Origin of the sequence: Sporosarcina ureilytica (genome assembly GCF_001753205.1) — a bacterium.
GTDB lineage: Bacteria > Bacillota > Bacilli > Bacillales_A > Planococcaceae > Sporosarcina > Sporosarcina ureilytica.
This window is the reverse complement of the sequence record NZ_CP017560.1, coordinates 1,857,863-1,881,141: the sequence shown is the minus strand read 5'-3', so window position 1 is coordinate 1,881,141 and position 23,279 is coordinate 1,857,863. Positions and strand designations below refer to the sequence as shown.

The following is a 23,279-nucleotide window of genomic DNA, read 5'->3' as shown; positions in this document are numbered from 1 at the left end:
CGCCTCATTTCACCCATGTATCGACAAGTTCCATTATTAAATTACGCTCGATTTGGTCTTCCAACTTTTCAGCAATCGCATAACGTATCGCACGTTTAACGGAAATGTGCTCCGCAAGACTGATTGCATCAAGTAAACTACGAATTGAAGCTGCCTCATCAGACAATAGCCCATTCATCACTTGTTTCTTTAATTCATTACCGATATTCATCATTGTATCAATCAGTTGCTTAGATGCATCTGGAAAATCAGATTCCATTACTTTTCTTAGTTCTTCACCTGATAGATATGGTATAGAAAATGAGATAAATCGGTTTTTAAGTGCTTCATTCATTGGTGATGTGCCCACATACCCTTCGTTAATTGCAGAAATTACGGTGAAATCTTCGTGTGCATAAATCACTTCACCAGTAAAAGGATTTGTTAACATCCGACGATGGTCTAGTACACTATGTAAAATCGGCAATGTTTCGGGCTTTGCCATGTTAATTTCATCAATATATAAAATATGCCCTTCCTTCATCGCTTTGACGACAGGACCTTCAACAAATTCTATCATGGTTTCTCCATCTTTTTGAACAATTGTTTTAAATCCAAGTAGAGATTCGGCATCTAAATCTACCGAACAGTTAACACTGTGCATCGGTTGATTGAAAAAGTGTGAAATTGATTGGGCTAACTTTGTTTTTCCTGCACCGGATGGTCCTTTTAATAAAATCGGTTTCTTTAAGGCAACACCGACCAAGATGTCTTCCCATAAATATTCATCAGGTGAAATATAGCCCCCTTCTTGGATCAATCGTTGCATATGTATGGTATGTTCTTTTTGCTGTCTTTTCTGTTGTTCTTTCTCTATAATTGACCGCATTCTTAACGCCGCCTCCTATTATAAAAAGCCCGATTATCGCAATATTGCAGATATCAGGCTGATTAATGTTATAAAAATAATGAGTATATGAATAACCGAAATGGAGGACGCCCTAAGCTCAGCATTAGATAGTCCAAGCAGGTGAAAAACGCCTCTTGTTCGCTTTTTATATAGCTAACTACAGGTGCCCTCCACTTTTAATCGTCATTCAAAATAAGTTTTATAATAACCGCCGACTTTTCCACTATTATCGATAACGAATATGAATTCTTCCGTTTCATTTTTCACTTCATAATCTTTTCCGACAGTAAGTGCGTTGTTTACAACGTATTTTTCCGCGTCAGTATGTTTACATACTACTGTTTTAAGTGCGGGTACTTCTGGCCATTTTTTGAAATTCATGATATCACCTCTAATTTAAGAATACAAAATCGGCCCGCATAATGCAACGGGCCGATGTTTAATTATGAGCCAAGTAGTAGGTCTTCTGGATTTTCGATAAGATCTTTTACCATTTTTAAGAACCCTACTGAATCTTTACCGTCGATAACGCGGTGGTCATAAGAGAGTGCCACGTACATCATCGGACGAATTTCAATATTATCGCCCACAGCAACTGGACGTCTTTGAATTGTGTGCATACCAAGAATACCAACTTGCGTACCATTTAGGATTGGTGTTGACATTAGAGAACCGAATACGCCGCCGTTTGTAATCGTAAATGAACCGCCTGTCATATCAGCAATTGTTAATTTATTGTCACGTGCTTTAATTGCGAGTTCACGAATTGAACCTTCAATCTCTGCAAAGTTTTTACGGTCTGCATCGACAACGTTCGGTACAACGAGCCCACCTTCTGTAGATACAGCGATTCCGATATCGTAGTAGTTTTTAAGTACGATTTCATCGCCATCGATTTCAGCGTTAACGTATGGAAACTTTTTCAGTGCTGCAACAACAGCTTTCGTAAAGAATGACATGAATCCTAGACGCACATCATTTTTCTCAAAAAACTCATCTTTTTTACGTGAACGAAGCGCCATGACATTTGTCATATCAATCTCGTTAAACGTTGTTAGCATTGCAGTAGACTGCTTTACTTCTAGTAAACGTTTTGCAATTGTTTGACGACGGCGTGTCATTTTTTCACGTGTCACGCGACCATCATCCACTTGTGGTGCTGGAGCCGCTGGAGTTGCTGGCGCTTTCGGAGCAGTAGCATGTGCTTCAACATCTTGTACTTTCACGCGTCCCATTGGATCTACTGGATTAATAGCCGCTAAGTCAATCCCTTTTTCGCGTGCTAGTTTACGAGCCGCTGGACTTGCAAGTGTACGTTCGTCAGCTGTCGCAGTTGCTTCTGCTGGAGCCGGTGCATCCTCCTTTGTAGGTTGTGCTTCCGCTTTAGGTGCGGACGCTGCTGGTGCACCTGAACCTTCACCAACAATAGCAATAACTTGTCCAACCTCTACTGTGTCGCCTTCTTCTGCTAATAGTTCTTGAACTGTTCCAGCTTCTTCCGAAATAATTTCAACGTTAACTTTATCCGTTTCGAGTTCAACGATAAACTCTCCACGTTCAACAGCTTCACCTGGTTGTTTTAACCAGCGTGAAACTGTTCCTTCTGTAATCGATTCTGCAAGTTCTGGTACGATAATCTCTGCCACAATAATTTCCTCCTTTGAATATACCGTGTTAACGGTTTAAAGCCTCATTGATAATACGCTTTTGTTCAATTGAATGAGATGCACCGTCTCCTTCTGATGGACTAGAACGATCAGGACGTCCAACATAAGAAACTTTTTTATTACCTGCTATCTCTTGAATATACGGATATGCAAATGACCATGAACCCATATTTTTCGGTTCTTCTTGCACCCAAACAAGTTCTTTTACTTTTGAATAGCGCGAAACGATTTCTTGAATCTTTTCGGATGGGAAAGGATAGAGTTGCTCAACACGAACGATGTGAATATCATCGAATCCTTCGCCATCTTTTACTTGTTCAGCTAAATCGATAGCCATTTTACCGCTTGCGAATAAAATCCGTTCAACTTTAGTTTTCTTTGTCCCTGTTCCAGGTTGCTCTAGAACAGTTTGGAAACTACCTTCTGTTAAATCTTCAACGTCAGCACCAACCAATGGGTGACGTAACAGTGATTTTGGCGATACGATTACGAGCGGACGCATTGACGGCTCCCCTAACATTTTCGCTTGACGGCGTAAAATGTGGAAATAGTTTGCCGCGCTAGATAGATTCGCAACTGTCCAGTTATTTTCTGCTGACATTTGTAAAAATCTTTCTAGTCTTGCACTCGTATGTTCTGGACCTTGTCCTTCATGTGCGTGTGGCAATAACATGACGAGTCCTGATTGTTGACCCCATTTCGATCGGCTGGCAGAAATAAACTGATCGAACATCACTTGGGCCATATTGGCGAAGTCTCCATACTGCGCTTCCCAAATCGATAATGCTTTTTGATTTTCAAGGTTATAGCCATACTCATAACCAACAATTGCTGATTCTGTAAGCGGGCTGTTAAAAGCATCAAATGAAGCATTTGCACCACTAATATGGTGAAGCGGTAAGTATTCTTCTCCTGTTTTTTCATCATGTAAAACGAGATGACGGTGTGCAAATGTTCCACGTTGAACGTCTTGACCTGTCAAACGGATTGGATTTCCGTCTTGCAAAATGGAACCAAATGCAAGCGTTTCAGCATGTGCCCAATCGATTTTCCCATTTCCTTTGAACGGTTCTTCTCTTCTTTTTAAAATACGAACGAGACGTCCAAAAACATTAAACTCTTCTGGGAAATTGAGTAGTTCTTCGTTCATTGTACGCAATTTATCTTCTGCAACACCCGTTTCAAGTTCAGCAGGATATCCAGCTAGCACTTCATCCGGAATAACTATTTCTTTATCTTCTTTCTCTTTCGCGCTTGGATGTTCTCTTACTACGTCATGTGCTTGCTGCATAAGCTTAAATGTATCTTCATCAAGCTTTTCTACTTCTTCAGCAGTTACAACATTTTCGGTAGTTAGTACATTTCCATACATCTCACGCACTGTTGGGTGTTGATGTACTTTATGATACATCGTTGGATTTGTAACGAGTGGCTCATCCATTTCGTTATGACCGTAACGACGGTATCCAAGTAAATCTATTACAATATCTTTACCAAACTTTTGACGATATTCAAATGCAAATGACGCTACCGCAATGACTGATTCTGGGCAGTCGGCATTCACATGTATAATCGGTACTTCGAAACCTTTTGCCGGGTCAGAAGAGTAATGTGTCGACCTAGAATCATAGTGTTCCGTCGTAAAACCAATCATATTGTTGGCAATAACATGGATGGAACCACCTGTTTTGAAACCACGGACACGGCTATAGTTAAATGTCTCAGGTACTACGCCTTGGCCAGGAAAAGCTGCATCCCCATGTACAAGAATCGCATACGCGGAGTTTGTATCTTGAACGGCGTTTCCAGCCTTACTTTCTGCTTCCTGTGCGGCACGTGTTTGACCTGTTACAACTGCATTCACTACTTCTAAGTGGGATGGATTGTAAGCTAGGAAACGTTGCATACCTGACGGACTATTATATAGTGAGCCATAATGATAGACTACGTCACCAAACCAACCGCGTGTTGTTTCCAAGGAACCGTCCGTTGGCAAAAATGGTTGATCGGAAACCCCAGCAAAATGTGCAAAGAACATTTCGTAAGGATTTTTTAAAATATGTGCAAGCACGTTCAAACGTCCACGGTGTGCCATACCAATTAACATTTTCTTTACTTTATCCTCTTCAGAACGACGGACAAGCTCATCTAATAAGACAACAAGCGTATCAAGTCCTTCGATAGAAAATCGCTTTGCACCGACAAATGTACGGTGTATGTACTTTTCAAAACCTTCAATTTTAGTTAATTTCTCTAAAAGCGCTTTCTTATCATCAGCCGATAATTGAGTGGATACTTCTCCGTTTTCAATTTTAGATTGAATCCACTGTCGCTCTTCTTCATCAATTACATGCGCAAATTCATAGGATATTTTTCCAGTATAAAGCGATTTCATATAATTGATAGCTTCAAGACCATTTTCAATATGTGCAGGTACATGCGTTAAGAATAAACTTGCTGGCATATCTTCCAAATCTTTTTCGGATAAACCATAGTAAGATAATTCAATACGCGTTAAATCTTTTGGACGATCGCCGAGCGGATAAACGTCAGCCGCAAGATGTCCGTATGTACGGATTGCCTCTTGTAACTTAAAAGCAGCAATCACTTTACCAATATTCGTTGATTGGACTGAACCTTCGATTGTTACTTGTTCACCGCTATCTTCAATAGGAGCACCAAATCGGTTGAACATTTCTGCGAGTTCATCATCAACTAACTCAGGGGAAGACTTAAATAATTCATACATTTCCATTACGTACCCAAGGTTTGGCCCTGTAAAAGCATCATAAGGCGATTGAGTACCTAAATTTTTTGACATGTACAATGACCTCCACATTTGCCAAAAGGCATTTTGTGTTTATATTTTTTATTCCTAGTTAATTTTACCATGCAAAGACTAGAACTTAAAGGGTTTAGCACGAACTATTAGAATTTTATACGAAAAAAGGTAATTTTCCGCTATTTTACAAGTATTTTGACGCCTTCACATAGAATTCTAACTTAACTTATTAAAGTTCATAATTAGTTCAACCATTTCCTCTGGCGTTTTTGGACCTTCACTATTCTTCATACGGGTCTTTAATTGCTGTTCATCTTTCTTCAATTTTAGCAATTCCGTCGAAAAAGGTCGAACAGCGATTTCCTCTTCTTCAAGAACATGTGCCAATCCTAGTGATTTAAAGTAATTGGCATTTAAAATTTGGTCTCCTCTACTTTGTGCTGCGGAAAGAGGGACAAGTAACATCGGCTTTTTTAGCGCAAGTAATTCGAAGATTGCATTCGAACCAGCTCGTGAAATTGCAAAATCGGAGGCAGCTAATAAATGCGGCAACTCTGTTGTGACATATTCAAACTGCTTGTAATGTCTGTGTGCATTTAATGAAGGATCTAAATGACCATTCCCACATAAATGGATGACATCAAAAGTTTCCGTGATCACTTCTAATTCGTTTCTTATCGCATCATTTAATAATCTTGAACCTTGACTACCTCCCATGACGATAAGAACTGACTTGTTCCCACTAAATCCGACTTGTTTTAAGCCTTGTTCTTTTATGCCGGTAAACAATTCAGGTCGAATGACTGCTCCTGAACAAGTGGATTTACTTTCAGGCACATACGCTAACGTTTGTTCAAACACTGTAAATACATGCGTTGCAAAAGGAACTGCTAATTTATTCGCAAGACCTGGTGTGACGTCAGATTCGTGAATAATAACAGGAATTTTAGCCAATTGACCTGCCAATGCGACAGGAACTGACACGAATCCACCTTTCGAAAAGATGAGTTCAGGTTTTAATTTACGGATAACAGCCAGTGCCTGCAATAAGCCAACGCCTACTCGAAATGGGTCTGTGAAATTCTTCACGGAGAAATATCGTCGTAATTTTCCACTTTGTATCGCGTGGTATGTGACGTCAGGAAAACGTTTCCCTATCAATTCTTTTTCTATTCCATCATGAGAACCTATATAATGGACTTCATAACCACGTTCTTGAAACACTGGGATAAGTGCTTCGTTGACCGACACATGTCCTGCCGTTCCACCACCGGTTAATAAAATAATCGGTCTTTTCATGGTTGTTTCACCTCGTCTAATCTAATTTATTATGCTTTGAGCATTCATTTCGTTACCTATATATAGTGTAACTTTTTTGCGCATGAAGTTAAATATTTTTAAGCCATTCACTAGTATACCAAAGAATTCATGTTACACTACTATTCGAGTCTCTAATGAAAGGTGAATTGATAGATGAACACAGCTTTAATTTCAAAAAACAAATCAAAAAATATGGTGAGAGTGATTACGCCCATTTTAATCACCCAAATCGCAATGTATATGATTTCATTCTTTGATATTCTTATGACTGGACGCTACGATACATACCATCTTGCAGGTGTAACGATTGGGTCGTCATTTTGGGTACCTGTCTATACAGGGCTAGCGGGAATCTTAATGGCGCTCACGCCAATTATTGCCCAACATGTTGGAGCTAGAAACCACGGCGAAGTTCGACCGTCTGTCCAACAAGGACTTTACGTGTCTGTTGCGCTTTCTGCAATTGTTTTTTTAATCATACAATTTGCTGTTGCACCTATTTTAAATGCAATGCCGCTTGAAGAGCCAGTTAGAATTGTCGCTTCGGAATATTTATTCGGAATGAGTTTAGGTCTTCTTCCACTTTTTGGCTATGCAGTTTTACGGTCTTTTTTCGATGGATTAGGCGAGACGCGTGTTTCAATGGCAATTATTCTGCTATCCGCACCGATAAATGTCGTGTTGAACTATTTACTAATTTACGGTCGTTTCGGTTTTCCTGAACTAGGAGGCGCTGGAGCTGGGTATGCTTCAGCAATCACCTATTGGCTCGTATTTTTAATTGCTTGTGCGACTGCTTCGAAATTCGGACCATTTCTTTCATTTAATCTGTTTAAGCAGTGGGGAAAAATTTCATTTAAGAAATGGAAAGAAATCTTAGTGATTGGCGTTCCGATGGGGATTTCAATTTTTGTTGAAATAAGCATCTTCTCCGTCGTGACTTTGCTCATGGCAAATTATTCAACAGCCATTATTTCAGCTCATCAAATTGCCTTAAATTTCACTTCATTGCTATATATGATTCCGTTAAGCATTTCAATGGGGACGACGATTCTTGTCGGACAAGAAATTGGAGCAGGTCGATATCTCGATGCGAAAAAATACAGTTATTTAAGTATCGTTGTTGCGGTTTTATTTAGCTTTATTTCAATTGCTATATTACTCTTATTCCGCGTACAAATCGCGGGGCTTTATACAAATGACATAGATATTATAAAATTGTCGATTCATTTCTTTATTTATGCAGCCTTCTTTCAACTATCTGACGCGATACAAGCGCCCGTCCAAGGTGCTTTAAGAGGCTATAAAGATGTCAATATTACTTTTATTATGGCCATTGTTTCTTACTGGGTCATTGGTTTGCCGGTAGGATACGCAATGGCAACCTTCACACATTTAGGACCTTACGGCTATTGGATTGGACTGATCACTGGATTAACAGTTGGTGCCATCACATTATCTTTCCGACTTCGTCATATTCAAAATAAACATCTTATAAATTAACAGCAACCTCTCACTTCTAGTTTATAGAAGTGGGAGGTTTTGCATTTAAATGTCCAACATCCCGAAAACACGTTTCCCTCAAATTTAACAGCCACTATAGATAACATAATATTATTATGTTAACTATAAATATCAAAAAAGCAATTCCTCCCTCTTATTAGAGAAAGGAATTGCTGATTGATTGTTATTTTTGTATAAATTGTTGTGTCCAGTAATTACCATTCGCATCATAACCAATACCGATATGGGTAAAGTTTGGTGTTAAAATGTTTTGTCTATGGCCTGGAGATTCCATCCAAGCTTTTACTACTTCTTGCGCTGAACGTTGACCCATTGCAATGTTTTCAGCTGCTGAACGATACGTAACACCGAATGATTTCATTTGGTCAAATGGTGAACCGTATGTAGGGCTAGTATGTGAGAAGTATCCATTAACAGACATGTCTTTAGATTTCGCACGTGCTGAGTCCATAAGCTTCTGATCAATTTGTAATGGTGCAAGACCTGCTTTTTGTCTTTCTGCATTTGTTAAGTTTAATACTTCTTGTTCAATGGCAGAAATAGAAGCATTTGGTGTAGCCTCTTCAACCGGCTTTGCAGGTTGTTCTGGTGTTGGTGCTGGAACTGTTGGCGTTGGTGTTGCTTCTGGTGTTGAAGGTTTCTCAGGAACTTGCTCTTTTTCAGGAGCTTTTTCAACTTCCGGTTTTTCTACAACTTCAGGAGTTTCTTCCACTTTAGGAGTCTCCTCAACTTGTGGCGCCTTAACCTCAGGTGCCTCTACAGCTTTTGGTGTTTCTTCTTTACTTACTTCTTCTGCCGGTTTAGTTGGTACTAGGTTTGGCGATTTTGCATATTTATTTACAAAGTTAATCAAATTATAATAGAATGAAAGATTTTTATCATTTTTGTTCAATAGATTGTTAAAATCGTATTGTTTCCCATCCCATTCTACACAAGTAATTTGCTGTGCTTTGTGAACCTGTACCGCCTTATCAGAATATGAAGCTTCTACTTTCGAATTGTTCGGTAATAATAGTGCCGAACCGAGTAAGATGACTGCAATCGATTTTTTCATCTTTAACTCCTCCCTTCGCAATCTATCATAACGTCTATGATTTTCGATTGAGCGGATAGTTTTACCAACAAAACCAGTTAGGATGGAAAACTGATAGGAAAGGAGATTATAAGTAGATAAATTGGATACGATTGGTTATCCATCATTTTTTTTCATGAAAATACGGGTTGACAAAACTAGCATTTCTCGCCAAAAACCTAATGTTAATAGGTTTTTCACGATAAATAAATCTTACGACGGATAATGAATGGCGTCAATGTCTTCACCAATAATGACCAAACGTGGTTCCATTTGGATATATTCTGGCATCCAATGAACCATTCCGTATGCATATTGAAATAAATATGGATTTCTAGTCCCTTTTACTGGTACAAATCCTTTCATTCGATAGACAGTGTCCGGTAAAGATTTCACCCAGTTTTCAAATGCTTCCATCTCTACACTTTCCGTAAATGTCATTAACTTTGAAGACAGTGGCAATCCAGCGCCTGAGACAATGTCTTTATTCACTTTCGCTTTAGGTTTTTGAAGCATTTTTTCAATATGAGTAAATGACATTTTGCCATTAATTGTTTGTATAATCGGTGCAGTTGCGTTTAAGTGAGGCAGCTCCATTGTCACATTAGCAAGTTCTTCATCTGTTAATAAATCTGCTTTATTCGCTAGTAAAATATGAGCATGTTTAATTTGTTCCATAAATAACGCACGAATTCGCGGCGACAACTGATTGCGATTCAACCAGAGTTTACTATCGACTACTGTAATAATCCCTTTAACTTGCAAGCGATCAGCAAATAATGGTGAATAGACAGCATCTAACGCTTCTACTGGATGAGCAGCCCCTGTCGTTTCGATTAAAATAACATCGATATCTTCATTTTCAAGGAGAAGGCCCTGTAACTGGGCTTCTGTCTTCTCAGCGCCGCTGCAGCAAATACAACCGTCAAGTAATTCTTTTAAAGGCACTTCCCCTTCAACTGCTTTAGAATCTACAGGTAAGTCCCCAAATTCATTCATAAATACAGCAGGTTTTTTATTTTCATCCTTTAATTGTTTGATCACATTTAATAAGAGTGAAGTTTTTCCGCTTCCTAAAAAACCGCTAAATAAATAAACGTCAATCATATTGTGCTCCTCCTAGTTTGCCTTTGAAAAAAGCGTCCCGCCCTTAGTGGCAGAACGCGTGGCATATTTAACAATTTATTTCTTTAATTTTTCAAGCAATAGCTCTTTTGCCTTTATTAGTTGAGGATCATCATTTTCAATTTTCTCACGTAACTTATTCATTAAGCCAAATGTTGTGTCACCGGTTAATACTCCCGTAATTTCGATATCCAAGTCCGCTTGCAATGCTTTAACTGCATTTGTTGTTTCCGCATCATATAGACCGTCAACGACACCTGGATTGTACCCTGTAGCTTCTAGCATTTTTTCAGCCGACTCAATTGTAGTGGATACCATGCCTTCTTCCATTTCGATAGACGGATTTAGAAATGGTAACATCGCATAATCCGGATAAGGGACTTCAAAATCTGGCTTAATCCCTTTTTTATGAATCCAATTGCCATTTGGTGTCAACCATTTTGCCGTTGTTAATTTTAAGTTAGACCCATCTGGTAAATCTTTTGGGGATTGGACCGTTCCTTTCCCAAAAGTCGTTATACCGACAAGTGGAATGTCGGAGGACTCACTCAATGCGCCTGCTAGTATTTCAGAGGCGGATGCACTTCCATCGTCAATAATAACGGACACAGGTACGTCCACTTTCCTACCACTAGACGCACTGAAAACTTGAGCTTTTCCTTTTTTCCCTTGATATTGTAATATATTTTTTCCTTTTTCAACAAAAAGGTTGGATATATCTATTGCTCCATCTAACGTACCGCCTGGATTTTGTCTTACATCGACAACAAGTCCTTTTAATCCTGCTTCTTCCATTTCATCGAGCGCGGTAAGAAGCTCATCGTATGTCCCCATTGAAAAACTTGTAATATGGACGTGACCAATCCCGTCCTCATCTAAATCCCAATAAACCGTTTCAATTGGAATGACATCACGAATAATTTCTATTTCCATTGGATCATCGAGCCCAGTACGAATAATCGTTAATGTTACAGGCGTTCCCTTTTCTCCACGAATTAACAGGACTGCTTCTGAAGAAGACATCCCTTGAATACTTTCTCCATTTACTGCAGTTATTTTGTCTCTCGGTAACAGCCCAGCTTTCTCAGCTGGAGAATTTTTAATAGGGGAAACGACCGCAATATAGCCGTCTTGTTCTTGAATCTCGGCACCAATTCCTTCGAAACTTGAAGAAATACTATCATTTAATTGGCGTGCTTCATCTTCGTTCAAATAATCGGAATATGGATCCCCAAGTGCGTCAATCATTCCATTAATAGCACCATCGATGACTAATTGTTCATCAACATCTTCAAAATAATTATTTTTCATCTCATCATATGCTTCAAAAAACTTTTGAAACTCTTGACGAGCAGGAACTTGTTGTTGTGGCTTGACAACTTCAACAACTTTATCTTCGCCTGTCGTTAAAATAAAAAATGTAATGACAGCTGTTATTAGTATGAGTCCAAACACCAGCATAACAAAAGAGAATGGTTTTAATTGGATGTAACGTTTGGCAGGTGGCTTGTTCGCATCAACAACGTCACGATTTTGGTTCTCTTTTTCGTCCATCTCATCCCCCACCTTTTCTTTTTATATAAGAGAAGAAGGCCGCCTAATAGCGGCCTCTAGTCCTTTTATTTTTGGATTGCTGCGTCAAGTGCTACTTCAATCATATCATTGAATGTCAATTGACGTTCTTCCGCAGAAGTTGCTTCGCCAGTTAAAATATGGTCACTTACAGTTAAAATAGAGAGTGCTTGACGACCAAACTTAGCAGCAAGCGTGTAAAGTGCAGAAGTTTCCATTTCTACAGCGAGCACACCGTATTGTGCTAATTTTTCATGGTCGGAAAACTCATTGTAAAATAGATCTTCAGTGAAAACATTTCCAACTCTTAAATTTAATCCTTTTTCAATACCAGTTTGATATGCCTTTAAAAGTAAATCAAAATCTGCAATAGGTGCATACGTAATATCATCGAAAATGATATTATTCATCGTAGAATTTGTTGTACCGCCTTGTGCAATGATAACATCGCGTAGTTGAACGTCTTTTTGAATTGCTCCGCATGTCCCAACACGGATTAACTTTTGAACGTCATACTCTTGCATTAACTCTGTAATATAAATCGAAATTGAAGGAACACCCATTCCCGTACCTTGAACGGAAATACGCTCACCTTTGTAAGTTCCTGTGTAACCAAACATATTACGAACCTCATTATATTTTGTAACATCTTCTAAAAATGTTTCTGCAATATATTTCGCTCGTAACGGGTCTCCTGGTAATAAAATCGTATCTGCAATTTCACCTTTTTTTGCGTTAATATGTATACTCATTTTAGTATTCCTCACTTTCCATTATCTTGTATTATCATACATTTATCGACTCTTTTTTGCAATCTAGAAACAATTATTGGTTTAATACTCTTTCTTCATAAAGTTTATACAATTCGTCAAAAATGATGGGCTTCATTTGTTCATTTGCCATCTCTTCAACATAACGTGAAAGAAGATCGTACTCCCTTTCATCTTTGGGGAAACTTAAATCATTAAACATTTCCTCCGCAAAGACTGCTCTTTCGTCCTCTTTCCCGCCGCCGCGAAACGATAAAACGAATTGATAAAACGATTTATTCATCGTCACTGCTCCTTAAAATAACTTTCGATATTCCCCGTACCCTTCTCTTTCAAGGTCCTCGGCAGGAATGAATCGTAAAGCCGCTGAATTTATACAATACCGTAATCCTGCTTCACCTGGTCCATCTGGGAAAACATGTCCAAGGTGAGAATCTGCTGTTTTGCTTCTTACTTCTGTTCGACGCATGCCAAAGGAATCATCAAAGTGCTCTGTTACTTCCGCATCTTCAATCGGTTTGGTAAAACTTGGCCACCCACAACCTGCATCATATTTATCTTTAGAACTAAAGAGCGGCTTGCCAGAAACAATATCCACATAAATGCCTTCTTCATAGTGTGCATCATATTCATTTTGAAAGGGTGGCTCGGTTCCATTTTTTTGCGTCACATGATATTGCATCTCTGTCAATCGGTTTTTAAGGTCTTGTTTCAAGCTTCATCCCCCCAATTAATTTTCTTAAACTGTTCACGGCCTGACCCAATCGCATAACGATTATAATGAGCCGGATTTTTCATATAGTAATTTTGGTGGCCTTCCTCTGCGGGATAAAAAGCTTTAGCTGGTAATATTTCTGTCGCAATGGGCTCTTTAAATTTCCCGCTTGCATCCAATTCCTTCTTGGATTTTTCTGCAGCAAGTCGTTGTTCTTCAGAATGTGTATAAATTGCAGTTTTATACGAGTCACCTCTGTCAAAAAATTGACCTCCAGCGTCTGTAGGATCAATTTGACGCAAAAATATGGTAAGTAATTCCTCATAAGAAATTATGTTGTCATCAAATGTGATTTGAACTGCTTCCCGATGACCAGTCGTATTCGTACAAACAAGTTCATAAGACGGATTTTCGATATCACCGCCGGTATACCCCGAAACAACCGATTGAACCCCATCATATCGATCAAAAGGTTTTACCATGCACCAAAAACAGCCACCTGCAAATGTTGCGATAGATCGTGTCAATTGAATGCCTCCTTATTCTCTTGGAATCACAATCTCCAAAATAATTTCATCTTTTTTCAAGTTGAATTCTTTTGCTTTCACTTGTAGATCCCCTGAAATTGGTAAACCACTTAAGTCGATAAAAATCTCTTCTTCTTTCACCCGAACAATCATCCAAGGTGGTAACTTCACAGAGTCTCTAAGCACCTTTAAAACCGTAGATGGCGGAAGGTTCAAATCGGCAATTTCTAATGATGATTGTTTCAGCATTAAATTCCCGTCCTCTTGCACAATTGGATCAAAATGCATCGTCACAGGCACTGTATAAGAAAAAACGGTAAGTTCTGACGATAGAATGATATCATCTTCAATAATCATTGTAACGGGAAGTGGCTCTTTATTCATTGCTTTGCGAATATATGTATTCGCAATCCCTTCAAAATCTTCCTTCGTCGCTTTAACTGTTAACGTATTACTAGCACCAGTTATATCCTTAGCTTTTGGAACTGGTCCGGATTCCGAAGATGTGCCGATTAATATAAACAAATAAACAATTGCAGCGATGATAATCCCTGCCAATAAGAAAAAACCTATTTTCCAACGATTCACTCGACCAGCTCCCTACATATCAAAGTTTCCATCCGATAATTTAAATAGATTACACTTGTCAATACTTTCGATATAGCGATTTGCCATTTGTACATACCCTTTCGCATTCGGATGGAAAAAATCCGTATGATAAACCATGTTCTCATTTGAATAGAACAAATCTGAAACTGGTATAAAGCAAGATTTACCGTCCAACACAGTTCGTACTTCAATCGCATCGTTCCAATCCTCCAGAATTTCATCGAATTCTGTTGCCTCATCGGCTACAATTGAAAATGGATTGTAAAGTCCCCCGACGATAATGATGGCATTTCCATTGAGTCCACGAATTATACCAAATATTTCATCCAATCTTTTTTCAAATCGGGAAAGTTCTTCATTAAATGCATTGATTTTCAATTCAAATAAATCGCGTTTCACAATTTTCATAACATCGTTTCCACCGATTGTAAACAAGATGATATCCGCTTTTTTAAGTTGTTCTTGTACGTCACGGCCTTCAAGTTGAGTGATAAGCTGATCGCTTCTTCTCCCTCTTTTGGCTAAGTTATTCGCTTCAACATCTTTGACACCTTGCCACTCTGCCATCGCAGTTGTAACGCGTCCAAAATAGCCGCCCATTTTTAATTCATCGCCTATCCCTTCAGTCAATGAATCACCAAGTCCAATCACGTAGATTGATTTCTGAATAAATACTCCTGGAATTACCCATTTTTCAAATGCTGTATATGGCCTTTCTTTGACTGGAGGGAGGTTTTTGAATATGCCTGGATGACACCCCGACAACAATAACGAGGAGAAGACAATCATAATAAGCAACTTTCTCATTCTTATTGTTCCTCATTTCTTAAATTAAGAATCGTTATACTCCTTAAATTTTAGCATATGCGCTTAATCAGTTATGCTGCATATTTCAGGGTGAAAATATTCAATTATAGTTTTCAAAATGACTTTATAGTTATTCGATCTCTGTGTAAAACATAAAACCTATAGCACCTTCGCCCGTATGTGTACTAATAATTGGGGTTGTGAAAGTAAGTGCAACGTCTTTTATGCCAGTTTCTTCAATCATTTTCTTTAGCGGTTCTGCCATTGCGAGCCCGTTGGCATGTGAAATTCCGACTTTACGTATTATTTTCCCAGTAGTTTGCTCAGTAAACGCTTTAAATAAATGTTTGACTACTTGGCGATGACTTCTTACTTGTGCCACTGGCGTATATACACCGTCTTGTAAGGTGGCAATAGGTTTAATATTTAATAATGATCCAATCATTGCTCGACCTTTCCCAATTCTTCCGCCTTTTACTAAGTTATCGAGTTTATCCACAACAACGTAAAGGGCTGTTTGTTTACGAATTACTTGGAGTCGATTCACAATCTCATCAACCGAATGACCTTCTTGTGCCATTTTAGCAGCCTCAATTACTTGAAACGATAAAGCATGGGAAATGTACATCGAATCGATAACGGTTACTGAAGCATCTGACATATTTGCTGCTGTCTCAGCTGACTTCACTGTACCACTCATGCCGCCTGTCATATGTATTGAAATAATTTCGCTTCCGTCTTTTCCAAGTTCATCATATAACTCTTTAAAGACACCTGCTGCCGGCTGTGAACTTTTTGGCAACTCCTCGGCATTCGCCATTAAATTTAAAAACTCATCTGGTCTGACGTCAACACCATCAATAAACGTTTCATTGTCAATTTGAATTGTTAATGGCACGACATGGATACCATATTTTTCAATCTCTTGTTCATTCAAATCAGCTGTTGAGTCCGTCACAATATAAATAGATTTCAACTAAATGCACCTCTCAAAAAAGTGGTCTTCTTATAGATATATTTGTATAATATTAGGCAGGAGGTTTTCTATATGAATACTGCGTTTGATTATAAAACTGAAAGAGAAGAACTATGGAATGCAATTACACACGGGTTTGGATTTATTTTAACAATACCCGCATTCTTTCTGTTAGTACTGAAAGGGATTGAGGCAGGAACTGCTCTCGAGATTGTCAGTTATACAGTGTTTGGTGTGTCAATGCTTCTGCTCTTTCTAATGAGTACACTCCTCCATAGTATGCCTGTGAAATTCAAAAAAATGTTTTCAATTCTCGATCATTCCGCAATTTATATATTGATTGCCGGAACGTATACACCATTTCTACTAATTTCCATCCAAGGTGCCCTCGGTTGGTCATTATTTGGTGTCATTTGGGGACTTGCCGTCCTCGGAATTGTATTCAAAGTGTTTTTTATTCACCGCTATGAATTTGTTTCACTTGTTTTTTATATCATCATGGGATGGCTTATTTTAATCGCCATAAAACCACTTATCCATAGTATTACGATTCCAGGATTTCTATTGTTGCTTAGTGGCGGTTTATTTTACACAATTGGTTCAATCTTTTATGCATGGAGAAGAATCCCTTACAACCATGCAATATGGCATTTCTTCGTTATCGCAGGAGGCGCTTGTATGTACTTTAGCGTCTTGTTATATACTTAAAAAAAAGAGAGGGCGCCACGTCCCCTCTTTTATTTTTCTTTATCATAAATTAAATATGAAAAGGTTGTCCCATTTTTTGAAGTCATCACTTCCGACTTGTCTGTTAGTCTCCAACCATCGGTATACTCCGGAAAAAATGTATCCCCTTTAAAGTGTTCATGTACCTCTGTAATATATAATCTGTCCGCAATGTCCATCATAAGCTTAAATATTTCAGCACCGCCAATGATCATTACTTCATCCGCATATTCTTTCGCTTTTTGAATGGCTTCATCTAATTCGTGCGCAACGACAACGCCTTCAGCCGAATAAGACTTATTTCGCGTAACAACAATGCTTAGCCTACCTGGTAAAGGACGTCCAATCGACTCATACGTTTTTCTCCCCATTACCATCGCTTTTCCCATCGTTTTTTCTTTAAAGTACTTCAAGTCTTCTGGAATATGCCACGGTAAATCATTATTTATCCCTATCACTCGATTAGGGTCATGTGCAACCATTAATGAAATCATTGTACTTTTTCTCCTTTTAAACAGCAATCGGCGCTTTAATTCTAGGGTGCGGATCGTAACCTTCGACAGAAATATCTTTGGTTTCTAAGTCAAAAATTGATTTCCCCTCAATATTCACTCGTAACGTTGGTAAAGTTTTCGGTTCGCGCTGTAATTGTTCTTTCACTTGCTCTACATGATTTGAATAAATATGCGCATCCCCTAACGTATGGATAAATTCACCAACTTCCAAATTGCACTCCAATGCAATTAAATGAATTAATAGCGCATATGATGCGATGTTAAACGGTACGCCTAAGAAAATGTCAGCACTTCGCTGATACAGTTGGCAGGATAGCTTTCCATCTGCTACGTAAAATTGGAATAATGCATGACACGGCGGTAATGCCATATCATCAACTTCTGATGGGTTCCATGCTGTCACAATATGGCGGCGTGAATCCGGGTTGTTTTTAATACTATCAATCACATTTTTAATTTGGTCGATTGTACCATTTTCTGTCGCCCATGAACGCCATTGCTTTCCGTAAACTGGGCCAAGATCTGCATATTTATTTGCAAATGCTTCATCTTCAAGCACACGCTGTTTAAATGCATCCATTTCTTGTTTATAAACTTCTGCAAACTCATCATCTTTTGTTGCGCGCAGTCCAAAATCCGTCATATCTGGTCCTGTGTACTCTTCACTGTTTACCCATTGTTCGAACGCCCACTCATCCCAAATGGGGTTGCGTTCTTGAATCAATGTTCTAACATTCGTGTCTCCTTTTAAAAACCATAATAATTCTGATGTAATTAAACGAAAAGCTGTCTTTTTCGTCGTTAATAAAGGAAATCCTTCTTGTAAATCGAAACGCATTTGATAGCCGAATGTGCTATACGTACCCGTTCCGGTACGATCTCCTTTTTGTACTCCGTTATCAAGTACATACTTACAAAGTTCTAAATACTGTTTCATGATAAATCCTCCTAACAATAGTTTTAGTATAACAACTTAGATACAACTTTTCACTTATTGAAGTCTATACGCTTTAGTCAAGTTTTTTTGGGGTACTAATTAAGCATGAGTTTTCTCTTGGATAGTGAAGATTTCCTTTTTTAAAAATACCACTTAAACTATGTTGATTTCCGTTCCGAGCGGACGCGTTCCGAGGGGCGTGCGGTAAGCCTCCTCGTCGCGAAAAACACGCTCCTGTGGGGTCTTACCTGTCACGCTTATCCCTCCGGAGTCGCCGCTCTGCACTCCAATCAACAGAAATTCCTTATATATTAATTTATATACACACATAACTAACGTAATCAGTGTTTTATATCTATTCCACCTGCCAGGCAACTATAAACTGACTAAAAGCTTATCATCCACAATCGTCACAACTTCTTCTACTCTTTAAACACTTCGCAAACATGTGCACCGTCTAAGTATGCCTTTTGCTAACAACTGGCGAAGAGTTTGAGAGCTTTAACATAGTAAAACCAAATTCATAAAATGTATCGATTGCGTGATCGAAAGCGTCAATTCATTTTTAACATAAAATTTGAATTATCAACCAATAAATCGAGTGCAAAAAACCTCCCAAATGTTAGGATAACCATTTAGGAGGTGTATTTTTCGACCAATAGATATCACCTAATGAATAATGTTTCGTAAAATCATCATCCGCTAAGTGGTAATGGAAATTAAAAAAGTAGCCGTCTTGCGGTCGTTTATCCGTTCTGACGTGAAAGAGAATCAAATCTTTTCCTTCATCCTTATCGTACACATTAAAAATCTTTTCCGAATAATTACCGGCAGGTTTTTCGCTAATCGCTAGTTGTCCTATTTGTGGTTCGATAGCATCATTTAACGTCATGCGGATGACTTCGTCAATTTTCGGGAAAATCACTTCATCGAACTCATCACCAATGACCGGGCCGATTTTCGAACCGAACTTTTCGTAAGATAACTCACGAGCTGTTTCGATAAATACGTCTTCTATGGAAGGCGTCTCTTTTACTATCGTTGATTCGGTAAACTCGAAGTACGCTTCATCCGACTGTACAGTTGGACCTACTTGCCTGGTATTCCCTTTATCTTGGAGGCCATTCCAAATGTCGTGGGTCGGCGTAATAATTCCAAGTGTTAAAAATGCAACGGTTACAATTAAAAACTTTTGAAGCCACCTCATCCAAGCACCCCACCTTTAATTATGTATATTCTATCAATCTTTGTCATAAATAGTAACGAATTTTCCGTGAAAAGGTTTCATCTTTCTCTTATTCATTGTACAATAAAAGTATAAATATGTATTGCCCTTTTTTTGAAGGAGGTTTTTACAGATGGATGTTTCACTATTAATGGGTATTGGATTACTCGGACTACTTGCTTACCTATGCTCACTAAACTTCACGCATTAATCACAGAAAAACTGAAGGCGCTTACAGATGGACAGGCATAAGATAGGGTGGTGGCGTGGTGCTCTTTGTCGCGGAATCAACCTAGCTTATGACCCGAATTTCTAGTGCCTGAAGCAAGACAAAAAGGCTATCTGGCTTTGGTACCCAAAGCCAGATAGCCTTTTTTTATTCCTTCGACAAGTAACCAAAATGAAACTTCGTGTTCGGTCTTACAATCTGTCGGAATTTAAACTGCTCAAAAACTAAAGAATTAAAATGATCCTTAATAATGACACGTCGTTTGCAGACACGGTAAGCTTCTTCAATCCACTTTTCACTTAATTGACCTAGTAAACCTACTTGTCGCAATGGTGTGAAATTAGAAGATTCATCTATCGGGGCACTAAACATCGGGTCGATATACACGATGTCCCAACTACAATCCTGTTCATACTCTAAAAAGGAAATGGCGTCTATTTGTTTTACTTCAATTCGTTGCATTGCATGCTGCATTTCTTCTAATGAAGTCGGAAATGCTTTAAGCCCTTTTTCCACGATAAACGCAACGTCTTTGTCTCCTTCTAGCCCTAGAATTCGACCTTTCTCTCCTACCGTAAAACTAGCAATTATACTATCCGATGCAAGTCCAAGCGTACAATCGAGAAATGAATCTCCTTCTTTCAATTCCGAAACGCCAATAAGCGGGTCCATGTCACCTTTTAATAATCTTTTCATGCGGTATGCGGCAGAATTGGGATGAAAGAAAAAAGGCTTTTCCATCCCTTGTCGATACAATTCATATCGATTGTGTCCCGCTACTAAGACTGCACTATTACAGTCCTTTTGCAACCGTGCAATGGAGCGCTTATTTCGTTCAACAAACTTATACTGCAGTTCTATCGAAGCGTCTAATGCTAATTTACGGGATACTTCATCCGGTCTCCCACCTGTCGTAATAATTGTTTCTACGCCGTTATGAATTGTTTCAACACTCCTAGTAGGTGCTCTTTAATCGTTTCCATCTGATTGATTTCAATTTCTTCTCTAGGCATAAAATAGGCTAATTCGCCATCTTTCCAAAGTGCAATGGATGGTGAACTTGGCGGCACTTCCGGGAAGTATTCACGCATTTTTGCAGTTGCTTCTTTATCTTGACCCGCAAATACAGTAAAGAGATGCGTTGGTTGATGTTCAACCTCCTGTAATGCTTCAATGACAGCTGGACGCGCTTGCCCCGCTGCACATCCACAAACTGAATTGATGACAATAAGAGCTGTACCTTCTATTGAATCCATCTTTCCTTGTACGTCTTCCTCTGTCACTAATTCCGTAAAACCGGCAAAAACTAAATGTTCACGCATCGGTTTGTAAACACTTTGCATAAATTCTTCGTATGCGTTCATAATAATTCTCCTTTCAAAATCAGCAATGCTTTACTAATATCATACAGAATTCAATTCGAATTTAAAGTGAACCATCTCAAAAATCGATAACTTATTTAAAACGCTTAAAATTTATAACGAGCAGATCGATGTGGATTTCTCGTTTACTTATACAATTCGTTATAAATGATATATTTTAAAGCAGTTGCCTCATCTTCTGTTAATTTACCTTCAAGTTCATGTATTAGTTGAACTTGTTCTGCTGGCGACATCCCATTTTCATAACGACTTTGGATAGACTGCAATTCGCGAATGCCTACTTTTTTAACAACTGTTTGAACAGCCTCTCCTTTTGTAGTAAAAGGTAGTGTGCTTGTGTCAACGTTAGCACTACTTTCAAGCATTTGCTTCAATTCAGGTGTTTGGTCAACAAAACGTCTCGCCTCGTCTAGTTGGCCGCTTTTTTCAAGTTCTTCCGTAACGACGTCTGCAACTTTCGCCGATAAGAAATGCGTACCAATAAAGTAAACCCCTACGCCTAACACAGCCATAATGATGACCGTTTTAAATAAAAATTTAATAAACCTCAAATTGTGTAACTTCCTCTCAAAATAGATAATGAATTATTCTATGACTTATAGAGACGTTTTAAACAATGTTTAGTTTCATAAGCTGATACCAAACTTTATTTGCAGCGATTATATTGCTCTTGGCCGTCAAGATATACTGGTATAAATAAACTGCGATTCACTCACATTTGTAAGCGAATCGCAGTTTCATCTTCATACACAACGCGTAATTATTCTTTTGCACCCGTACGCAGTTCAGTCATCTGTCTCCAGATAGAACCTTGTGCTTCTTCTCCTTCAGAAATTCTCGCAATGGCCATGCGAATTTGAAGTTTAACTTCGAATTCTGGATCATTTTCAGCATCTTTTAATGCAGGTAATGCGTTCTCAGTACCTGTTTCAAATAAAAACATCGCTGCACGCCAACGTACGAGTTTATTGCGATCTTGAAGTAGCTCAATTGCTGCTTCCTCAAACTCTTCAAAACCAAGGTCACTCATGCAATCTCCTGCTGTTCGTCTTACCGCCCAACTTTTATCTTTTAAAGCCTTTTCGATATACGGAACAACTGCTTTATCTTCAATCATACCGAGATAAACAGTTGCTAGTCTACGAATAGACATTTTCTCATCATTTAGAGCTGCATCCAAGAGCGGTGCATCTGACATGTCAGGGTCAGGCATTTGATCAAGTAATTGGAAACGCTTTTCCCATTCATCCACTTGAAATTCGTCTAAAGTTACTTTTCGGCCGCGCACAACGTGTTCATCGTTTCCTTCATTTGACTGATTGATAATTTCTTGCAATCGTTCATCAGGATAAGCAGCTTCGATTTCTTGGACAACGATTTCTCCAATCTCCTCTTTTTCACCATAGCGAATGCCATAATCCGCCCACTTTCGAAGTAAAATATAGTTCTCTACTTCTGAACTATGGACAACTTCCATTGCTTTTACAAAACGGTCACTTAACCCAAAACGCGCTTCTGATGCGCTATCAAATACTTTTACTTGCAGTGGGATATCCTTATACGTTTGGACATGAACATAAACTTCCCCGTATTTGTCATCCACTTGTTCTTCAGTCGCTGAATGTTCTACTTTTTCATCGTCATTTATGATGTTTTGTATGTCAGCTAAAATTGCTTCCCAAGGAACATTTCCAGCTCGTTCTACCGCCATAAAGTTCATGACATGATAAATTCCACGGATGCCATTTACTTGGAGCAACTCAGACATCGGATGTGGCGCAGTTTCTGCATCACTTTTTTTATAATTATGACTCGTGCCAGCTGGTAATTCTGTATTTAAAACAATTTTCATCGAGTTTGGACTCGGCGTTGGTTCAATCGTAATGATTTTCAATTGAAAGTCCTCCCCA

At 38.7% G+C, this 23,279-nt stretch carries 24 protein-coding genes; 2 read left to right on the top strand and 22 right to left on the bottom strand.

Annotated features, from left to right (window positions below):
• Window positions 1–4 precede the first annotated feature (4 nt).
• The 5 genes from BI350_RS09255 to BI350_RS09235 form a co-directional block, all read right to left on the bottom strand.
• Window positions 5–868, bottom strand: a complete 864-nt coding sequence (locus BI350_RS09255; protein WP_075527838.1) for an AAA family ATPase — start codon at window positions 866–868, stop codon at window positions 5–7.
• Between the two features lie 204 nt (window positions 869–1,072).
• Window positions 1,073–1,270 (bottom strand): DUF6501 family protein, encoded by a 198-nt coding sequence (locus BI350_RS09250; RefSeq protein ID WP_075527837.1) that lies wholly within the window; start codon window positions 1,268–1,270, stop codon window positions 1,073–1,075.
• A gap of 62 nt (window positions 1,271–1,332) precedes the next feature.
• A complete protein-coding gene (odhB, locus tag BI350_RS09245) occupies window positions 1,333–2,535 on the bottom strand; it encodes a 2-oxoglutarate dehydrogenase complex dihydrolipoyllysine-residue succinyltransferase (protein WP_075527836.1) in 1,203 nt (400 codons plus the stop codon).
• A gap of 28 nt (window positions 2,536–2,563) precedes the next feature.
• A complete protein-coding gene (locus BI350_RS09240; protein ID WP_075527835.1) occupies window positions 2,564–5,377 on the bottom strand; it encodes a 2-oxoglutarate dehydrogenase E1 component in 2,814 nt (937 codons plus the stop codon).
• A gap of 177 nt (window positions 5,378–5,554) precedes the next feature.
• Window positions 5,555–6,637 carry an undecaprenyldiphospho-muramoylpentapeptide beta-N-acetylglucosaminyltransferase gene (locus BI350_RS09235; RefSeq protein ID WP_075527834.1) on the bottom strand — a complete coding sequence of 361 codons (1,083 nt, stop codon included), beginning with the start codon at window positions 6,635–6,637 and terminating at the stop codon, window positions 5,555–5,557.
• 174 nt (window positions 6,638–6,811) lie between these two features.
• Here BI350_RS09235 and BI350_RS09230 point away from each other — a divergent pair, with 174 nt between their 5' ends.
• Window positions 6,812–8,161: an MATE family efflux transporter gene (locus tag BI350_RS09230; protein WP_075527833.1), complete on the top strand. Its 1,350-nt coding sequence runs from the start codon at window positions 6,812–6,814 to the stop codon at window positions 8,159–8,161.
• A gap of 184 nt (window positions 8,162–8,345) precedes the next feature.
• Here BI350_RS09230 and BI350_RS09225 read toward each other — a convergent pair whose 3' ends face one another.
• The 10 genes from BI350_RS09225 to BI350_RS09180 form a co-directional block, all read right to left on the bottom strand.
• Entirely contained in the window at window positions 8,346–9,236 is an 891-nt protein-coding gene (locus tag BI350_RS09225) for a CAP domain-containing protein (RefSeq protein ID WP_075527832.1), read from the bottom strand.
• A gap of 231 nt (window positions 9,237–9,467) precedes the next feature.
• Complete coding sequence (locus BI350_RS09220; protein WP_075527831.1) at window positions 9,468–10,361, bottom strand: CobW family GTP-binding protein; 894 nt, start codon at window positions 10,359–10,361, stop codon at window positions 9,468–9,470.
• A 75-nt stretch (window positions 10,362–10,436) separates the two neighbouring features.
• Complete coding sequence (locus tag BI350_RS09215) at window positions 10,437–11,933, bottom strand: lmo1851 family serine protease (RefSeq protein ID WP_075527830.1); 1,497 nt, start codon at window positions 11,931–11,933, stop codon at window positions 10,437–10,439.
• Window positions 11,934–11,998: 65 nt separating this feature from the next.
• Window positions 11,999–12,703, bottom strand: coding sequence for a purine-nucleoside phosphorylase (gene deoD / locus BI350_RS09210; RefSeq protein WP_075527829.1), 705 nt, complete (start codon window positions 12,701–12,703; stop codon window positions 11,999–12,001).
• Between the two features lie 73 nt (window positions 12,704–12,776).
• Window positions 12,777–13,004, bottom strand: a complete 228-nt coding sequence (locus BI350_RS09205) for a YozE family protein (RefSeq protein WP_075527828.1) — start codon at window positions 13,002–13,004, stop codon at window positions 12,777–12,779.
• Between the two features lie 12 nt (window positions 13,005–13,016).
• On the bottom strand, window positions 13,017–13,403 hold the full coding sequence (msrB, locus tag BI350_RS09200) for a peptide-methionine (R)-S-oxide reductase MsrB (RefSeq protein WP_075529323.1): 387 nt from the start codon (window positions 13,401–13,403) through the stop codon (window positions 13,017–13,019).
• Between the two features lie 29 nt (window positions 13,404–13,432).
• A complete protein-coding gene (gene msrA / locus BI350_RS09195; RefSeq protein ID WP_082295024.1) occupies window positions 13,433–13,963 on the bottom strand; it encodes a peptide-methionine (S)-S-oxide reductase MsrA in 531 nt (176 codons plus the stop codon).
• A 12-nt stretch (window positions 13,964–13,975) separates the two neighbouring features.
• A complete protein-coding gene (locus tag BI350_RS09190) occupies window positions 13,976–14,551 on the bottom strand; it encodes a YpmS family protein (protein ID WP_075527827.1) in 576 nt (191 codons plus the stop codon).
• Between the two features lie 12 nt (window positions 14,552–14,563).
• Window positions 14,564–15,379: a GDSL-type esterase/lipase family protein gene (locus tag BI350_RS09185; protein ID WP_075527826.1), complete on the bottom strand. Its 816-nt coding sequence runs from the start codon at window positions 15,377–15,379 to the stop codon at window positions 14,564–14,566.
• Window positions 15,380–15,509: 130 nt separating this feature from the next.
• The gene (locus BI350_RS09180; RefSeq protein WP_075527825.1) at window positions 15,510–16,355 is read right to left on the bottom strand and encodes a DegV family protein; all 846 of its coding nucleotides are present in this window, start codon (window positions 16,353–16,355) and stop codon (window positions 15,510–15,512) included.
• A gap of 72 nt (window positions 16,356–16,427) precedes the next feature.
• Between BI350_RS09180 and trhA the strand changes: the two genes are divergently transcribed.
• On the top strand, window positions 16,428–17,063 hold the full coding sequence (gene trhA / locus BI350_RS09175) for a PAQR family membrane homeostasis protein TrhA (protein WP_075527824.1): 636 nt from the start codon (window positions 16,428–16,430) through the stop codon (window positions 17,061–17,063).
• A 29-nt stretch (window positions 17,064–17,092) separates the two neighbouring features.
• Here trhA and BI350_RS09170 read toward each other — a convergent pair whose 3' ends face one another.
• The 7 genes from BI350_RS09170 to BI350_RS09140 form a co-directional block, all read right to left on the bottom strand.
• Entirely contained in the window at window positions 17,093–17,575 is a 483-nt protein-coding gene (locus tag BI350_RS09170) for a dihydrofolate reductase (protein WP_075527823.1), read from the bottom strand.
• A 16-nt stretch (window positions 17,576–17,591) separates the two neighbouring features.
• A complete protein-coding gene (locus tag BI350_RS09165) occupies window positions 17,592–18,533 on the bottom strand; it encodes a thymidylate synthase (protein ID WP_075527822.1) in 942 nt (313 codons plus the stop codon).
• Window positions 18,534–19,155: 622 nt separating this feature from the next.
• On the bottom strand, window positions 19,156–19,740 hold the full coding sequence (locus BI350_RS09160) for a YpjP family protein (RefSeq protein ID WP_075527821.1): 585 nt from the start codon (window positions 19,738–19,740) through the stop codon (window positions 19,156–19,158).
• A gap of 394 nt (window positions 19,741–20,134) precedes the next feature.
• A complete protein-coding gene (locus tag BI350_RS09155; protein ID WP_245698334.1) occupies window positions 20,135–20,728 on the bottom strand; it encodes a class I SAM-dependent methyltransferase in 594 nt (197 codons plus the stop codon).
• Window positions 20,729–20,913: 185 nt separating this feature from the next.
• A complete protein-coding gene (locus BI350_RS09150) occupies window positions 20,914–21,351 on the bottom strand; it encodes a BrxA/BrxB family bacilliredoxin (protein WP_075527819.1) in 438 nt (145 codons plus the stop codon).
• Window positions 21,352–21,494: 143 nt separating this feature from the next.
• Window positions 21,495–21,920: a hypothetical protein gene (locus tag BI350_RS09145; protein ID WP_075527818.1), complete on the bottom strand. Its 426-nt coding sequence runs from the start codon at window positions 21,918–21,920 to the stop codon at window positions 21,495–21,497.
• Window positions 21,921–22,129: 209 nt separating this feature from the next.
• Window positions 22,130–23,263 carry a virulence factor gene (locus BI350_RS09140; protein WP_075527817.1) on the bottom strand — a complete coding sequence of 378 codons (1,134 nt, stop codon included), beginning with the start codon at window positions 23,261–23,263 and terminating at the stop codon, window positions 22,130–22,132.
• Between the last annotated feature and the right edge of the window lie 16 nt (window positions 23,264–23,279).

Bases quoted from the DNA above. Each gene is read 5' to 3' on its own strand.
- BI350_RS09255 (WP_075527838.1), bottom strand. From the start codon at position 868: ATGCGGTCAATTATAGAGAAAGAACAACAGAAAAGACAGCAAAAAGAA.
- BI350_RS09250 (WP_075527837.1), bottom strand. From the start codon at position 1,270: ATGAATTTCAAAAAATGGCCAGAAGTACCCGCACTTAAAACAGTAGTA.
- BI350_RS09240 (WP_075527835.1), bottom strand. From the start codon at position 5,377: ATGTCAAAAAATTTAGGTACTCAATCGCCTTATGATGCTTTTACAGGG.
- BI350_RS09235 (WP_075527834.1), bottom strand. From the start codon at position 6,637: ATGAAAAGACCGATTATTTTATTAACCGGTGGTGGAACGGCAGGACAT.
- BI350_RS09230 (WP_075527833.1), top strand. From the start codon at position 6,812: ATGAACACAGCTTTAATTTCAAAAAACAAATCAAAAAATATGGTGAGA.
- BI350_RS09225 (WP_075527832.1), bottom strand. From the start codon at position 9,236: ATGAAAAAATCGATTGCAGTCATCTTACTCGGTTCGGCACTATTATTA.
- BI350_RS09220 (WP_075527831.1), bottom strand. From the start codon at position 10,361: ATGATTGACGTTTATTTATTTAGCGGTTTTTTAGGAAGCGGAAAAACT.
- BI350_RS09215 (WP_075527830.1), bottom strand. From the start codon at position 11,933: ATGGACGAAAAAGAGAACCAAAATCGTGACGTTGTTGATGCGAACAAG.
- deoD (WP_075527829.1), bottom strand. From the start codon at position 12,703: ATGAGTATACATATTAACGCAAAAAAAGGTGAAATTGCAGATACGATT.
- BI350_RS09205 (WP_075527828.1), bottom strand. From the start codon at position 13,004: ATGAATAAATCGTTTTATCAATTCGTTTTATCGTTTCGCGGCGGCGGG.
- msrB (WP_075529323.1), bottom strand. From the start codon at position 13,403: ATGCAATATCATGTGACGCAAAAAAATGGAACCGAGCCACCCTTTCAA.
- BI350_RS09185 (WP_075527826.1), bottom strand. From the start codon at position 15,379: ATGAGAAAGTTGCTTATTATGATTGTCTTCTCCTCGTTATTGTTGTCG.
- trhA (WP_075527824.1), top strand. From the start codon at position 16,428: ATGAATACTGCGTTTGATTATAAAACTGAAAGAGAAGAACTATGGAAT.
- BI350_RS09170 (WP_075527823.1), bottom strand. From the start codon at position 17,575: ATGATTTCATTAATGGTTGCACATGACCCTAATCGAGTGATAGGGATA.
- BI350_RS09165 (WP_075527822.1), bottom strand. From the start codon at position 18,533: ATGAAACAGTATTTAGAACTTTGTAAGTATGTACTTGATAACGGAGTA.
- BI350_RS09160 (WP_075527821.1), bottom strand. From the start codon at position 19,740: ATGAGGTGGCTTCAAAAGTTTTTAATTGTAACCGTTGCATTTTTAACA.
- BI350_RS09155 (WP_245698334.1), bottom strand. From the start codon at position 20,728: ATGGAAAAGCCTTTTTTCTTTCATCCCAATTCTGCCGCATACCGCATG.
- BI350_RS09150 (WP_075527819.1), bottom strand. From the start codon at position 21,351: ATGAACGCATACGAAGAATTTATGCAAAGTGTTTACAAACCGATGCGT.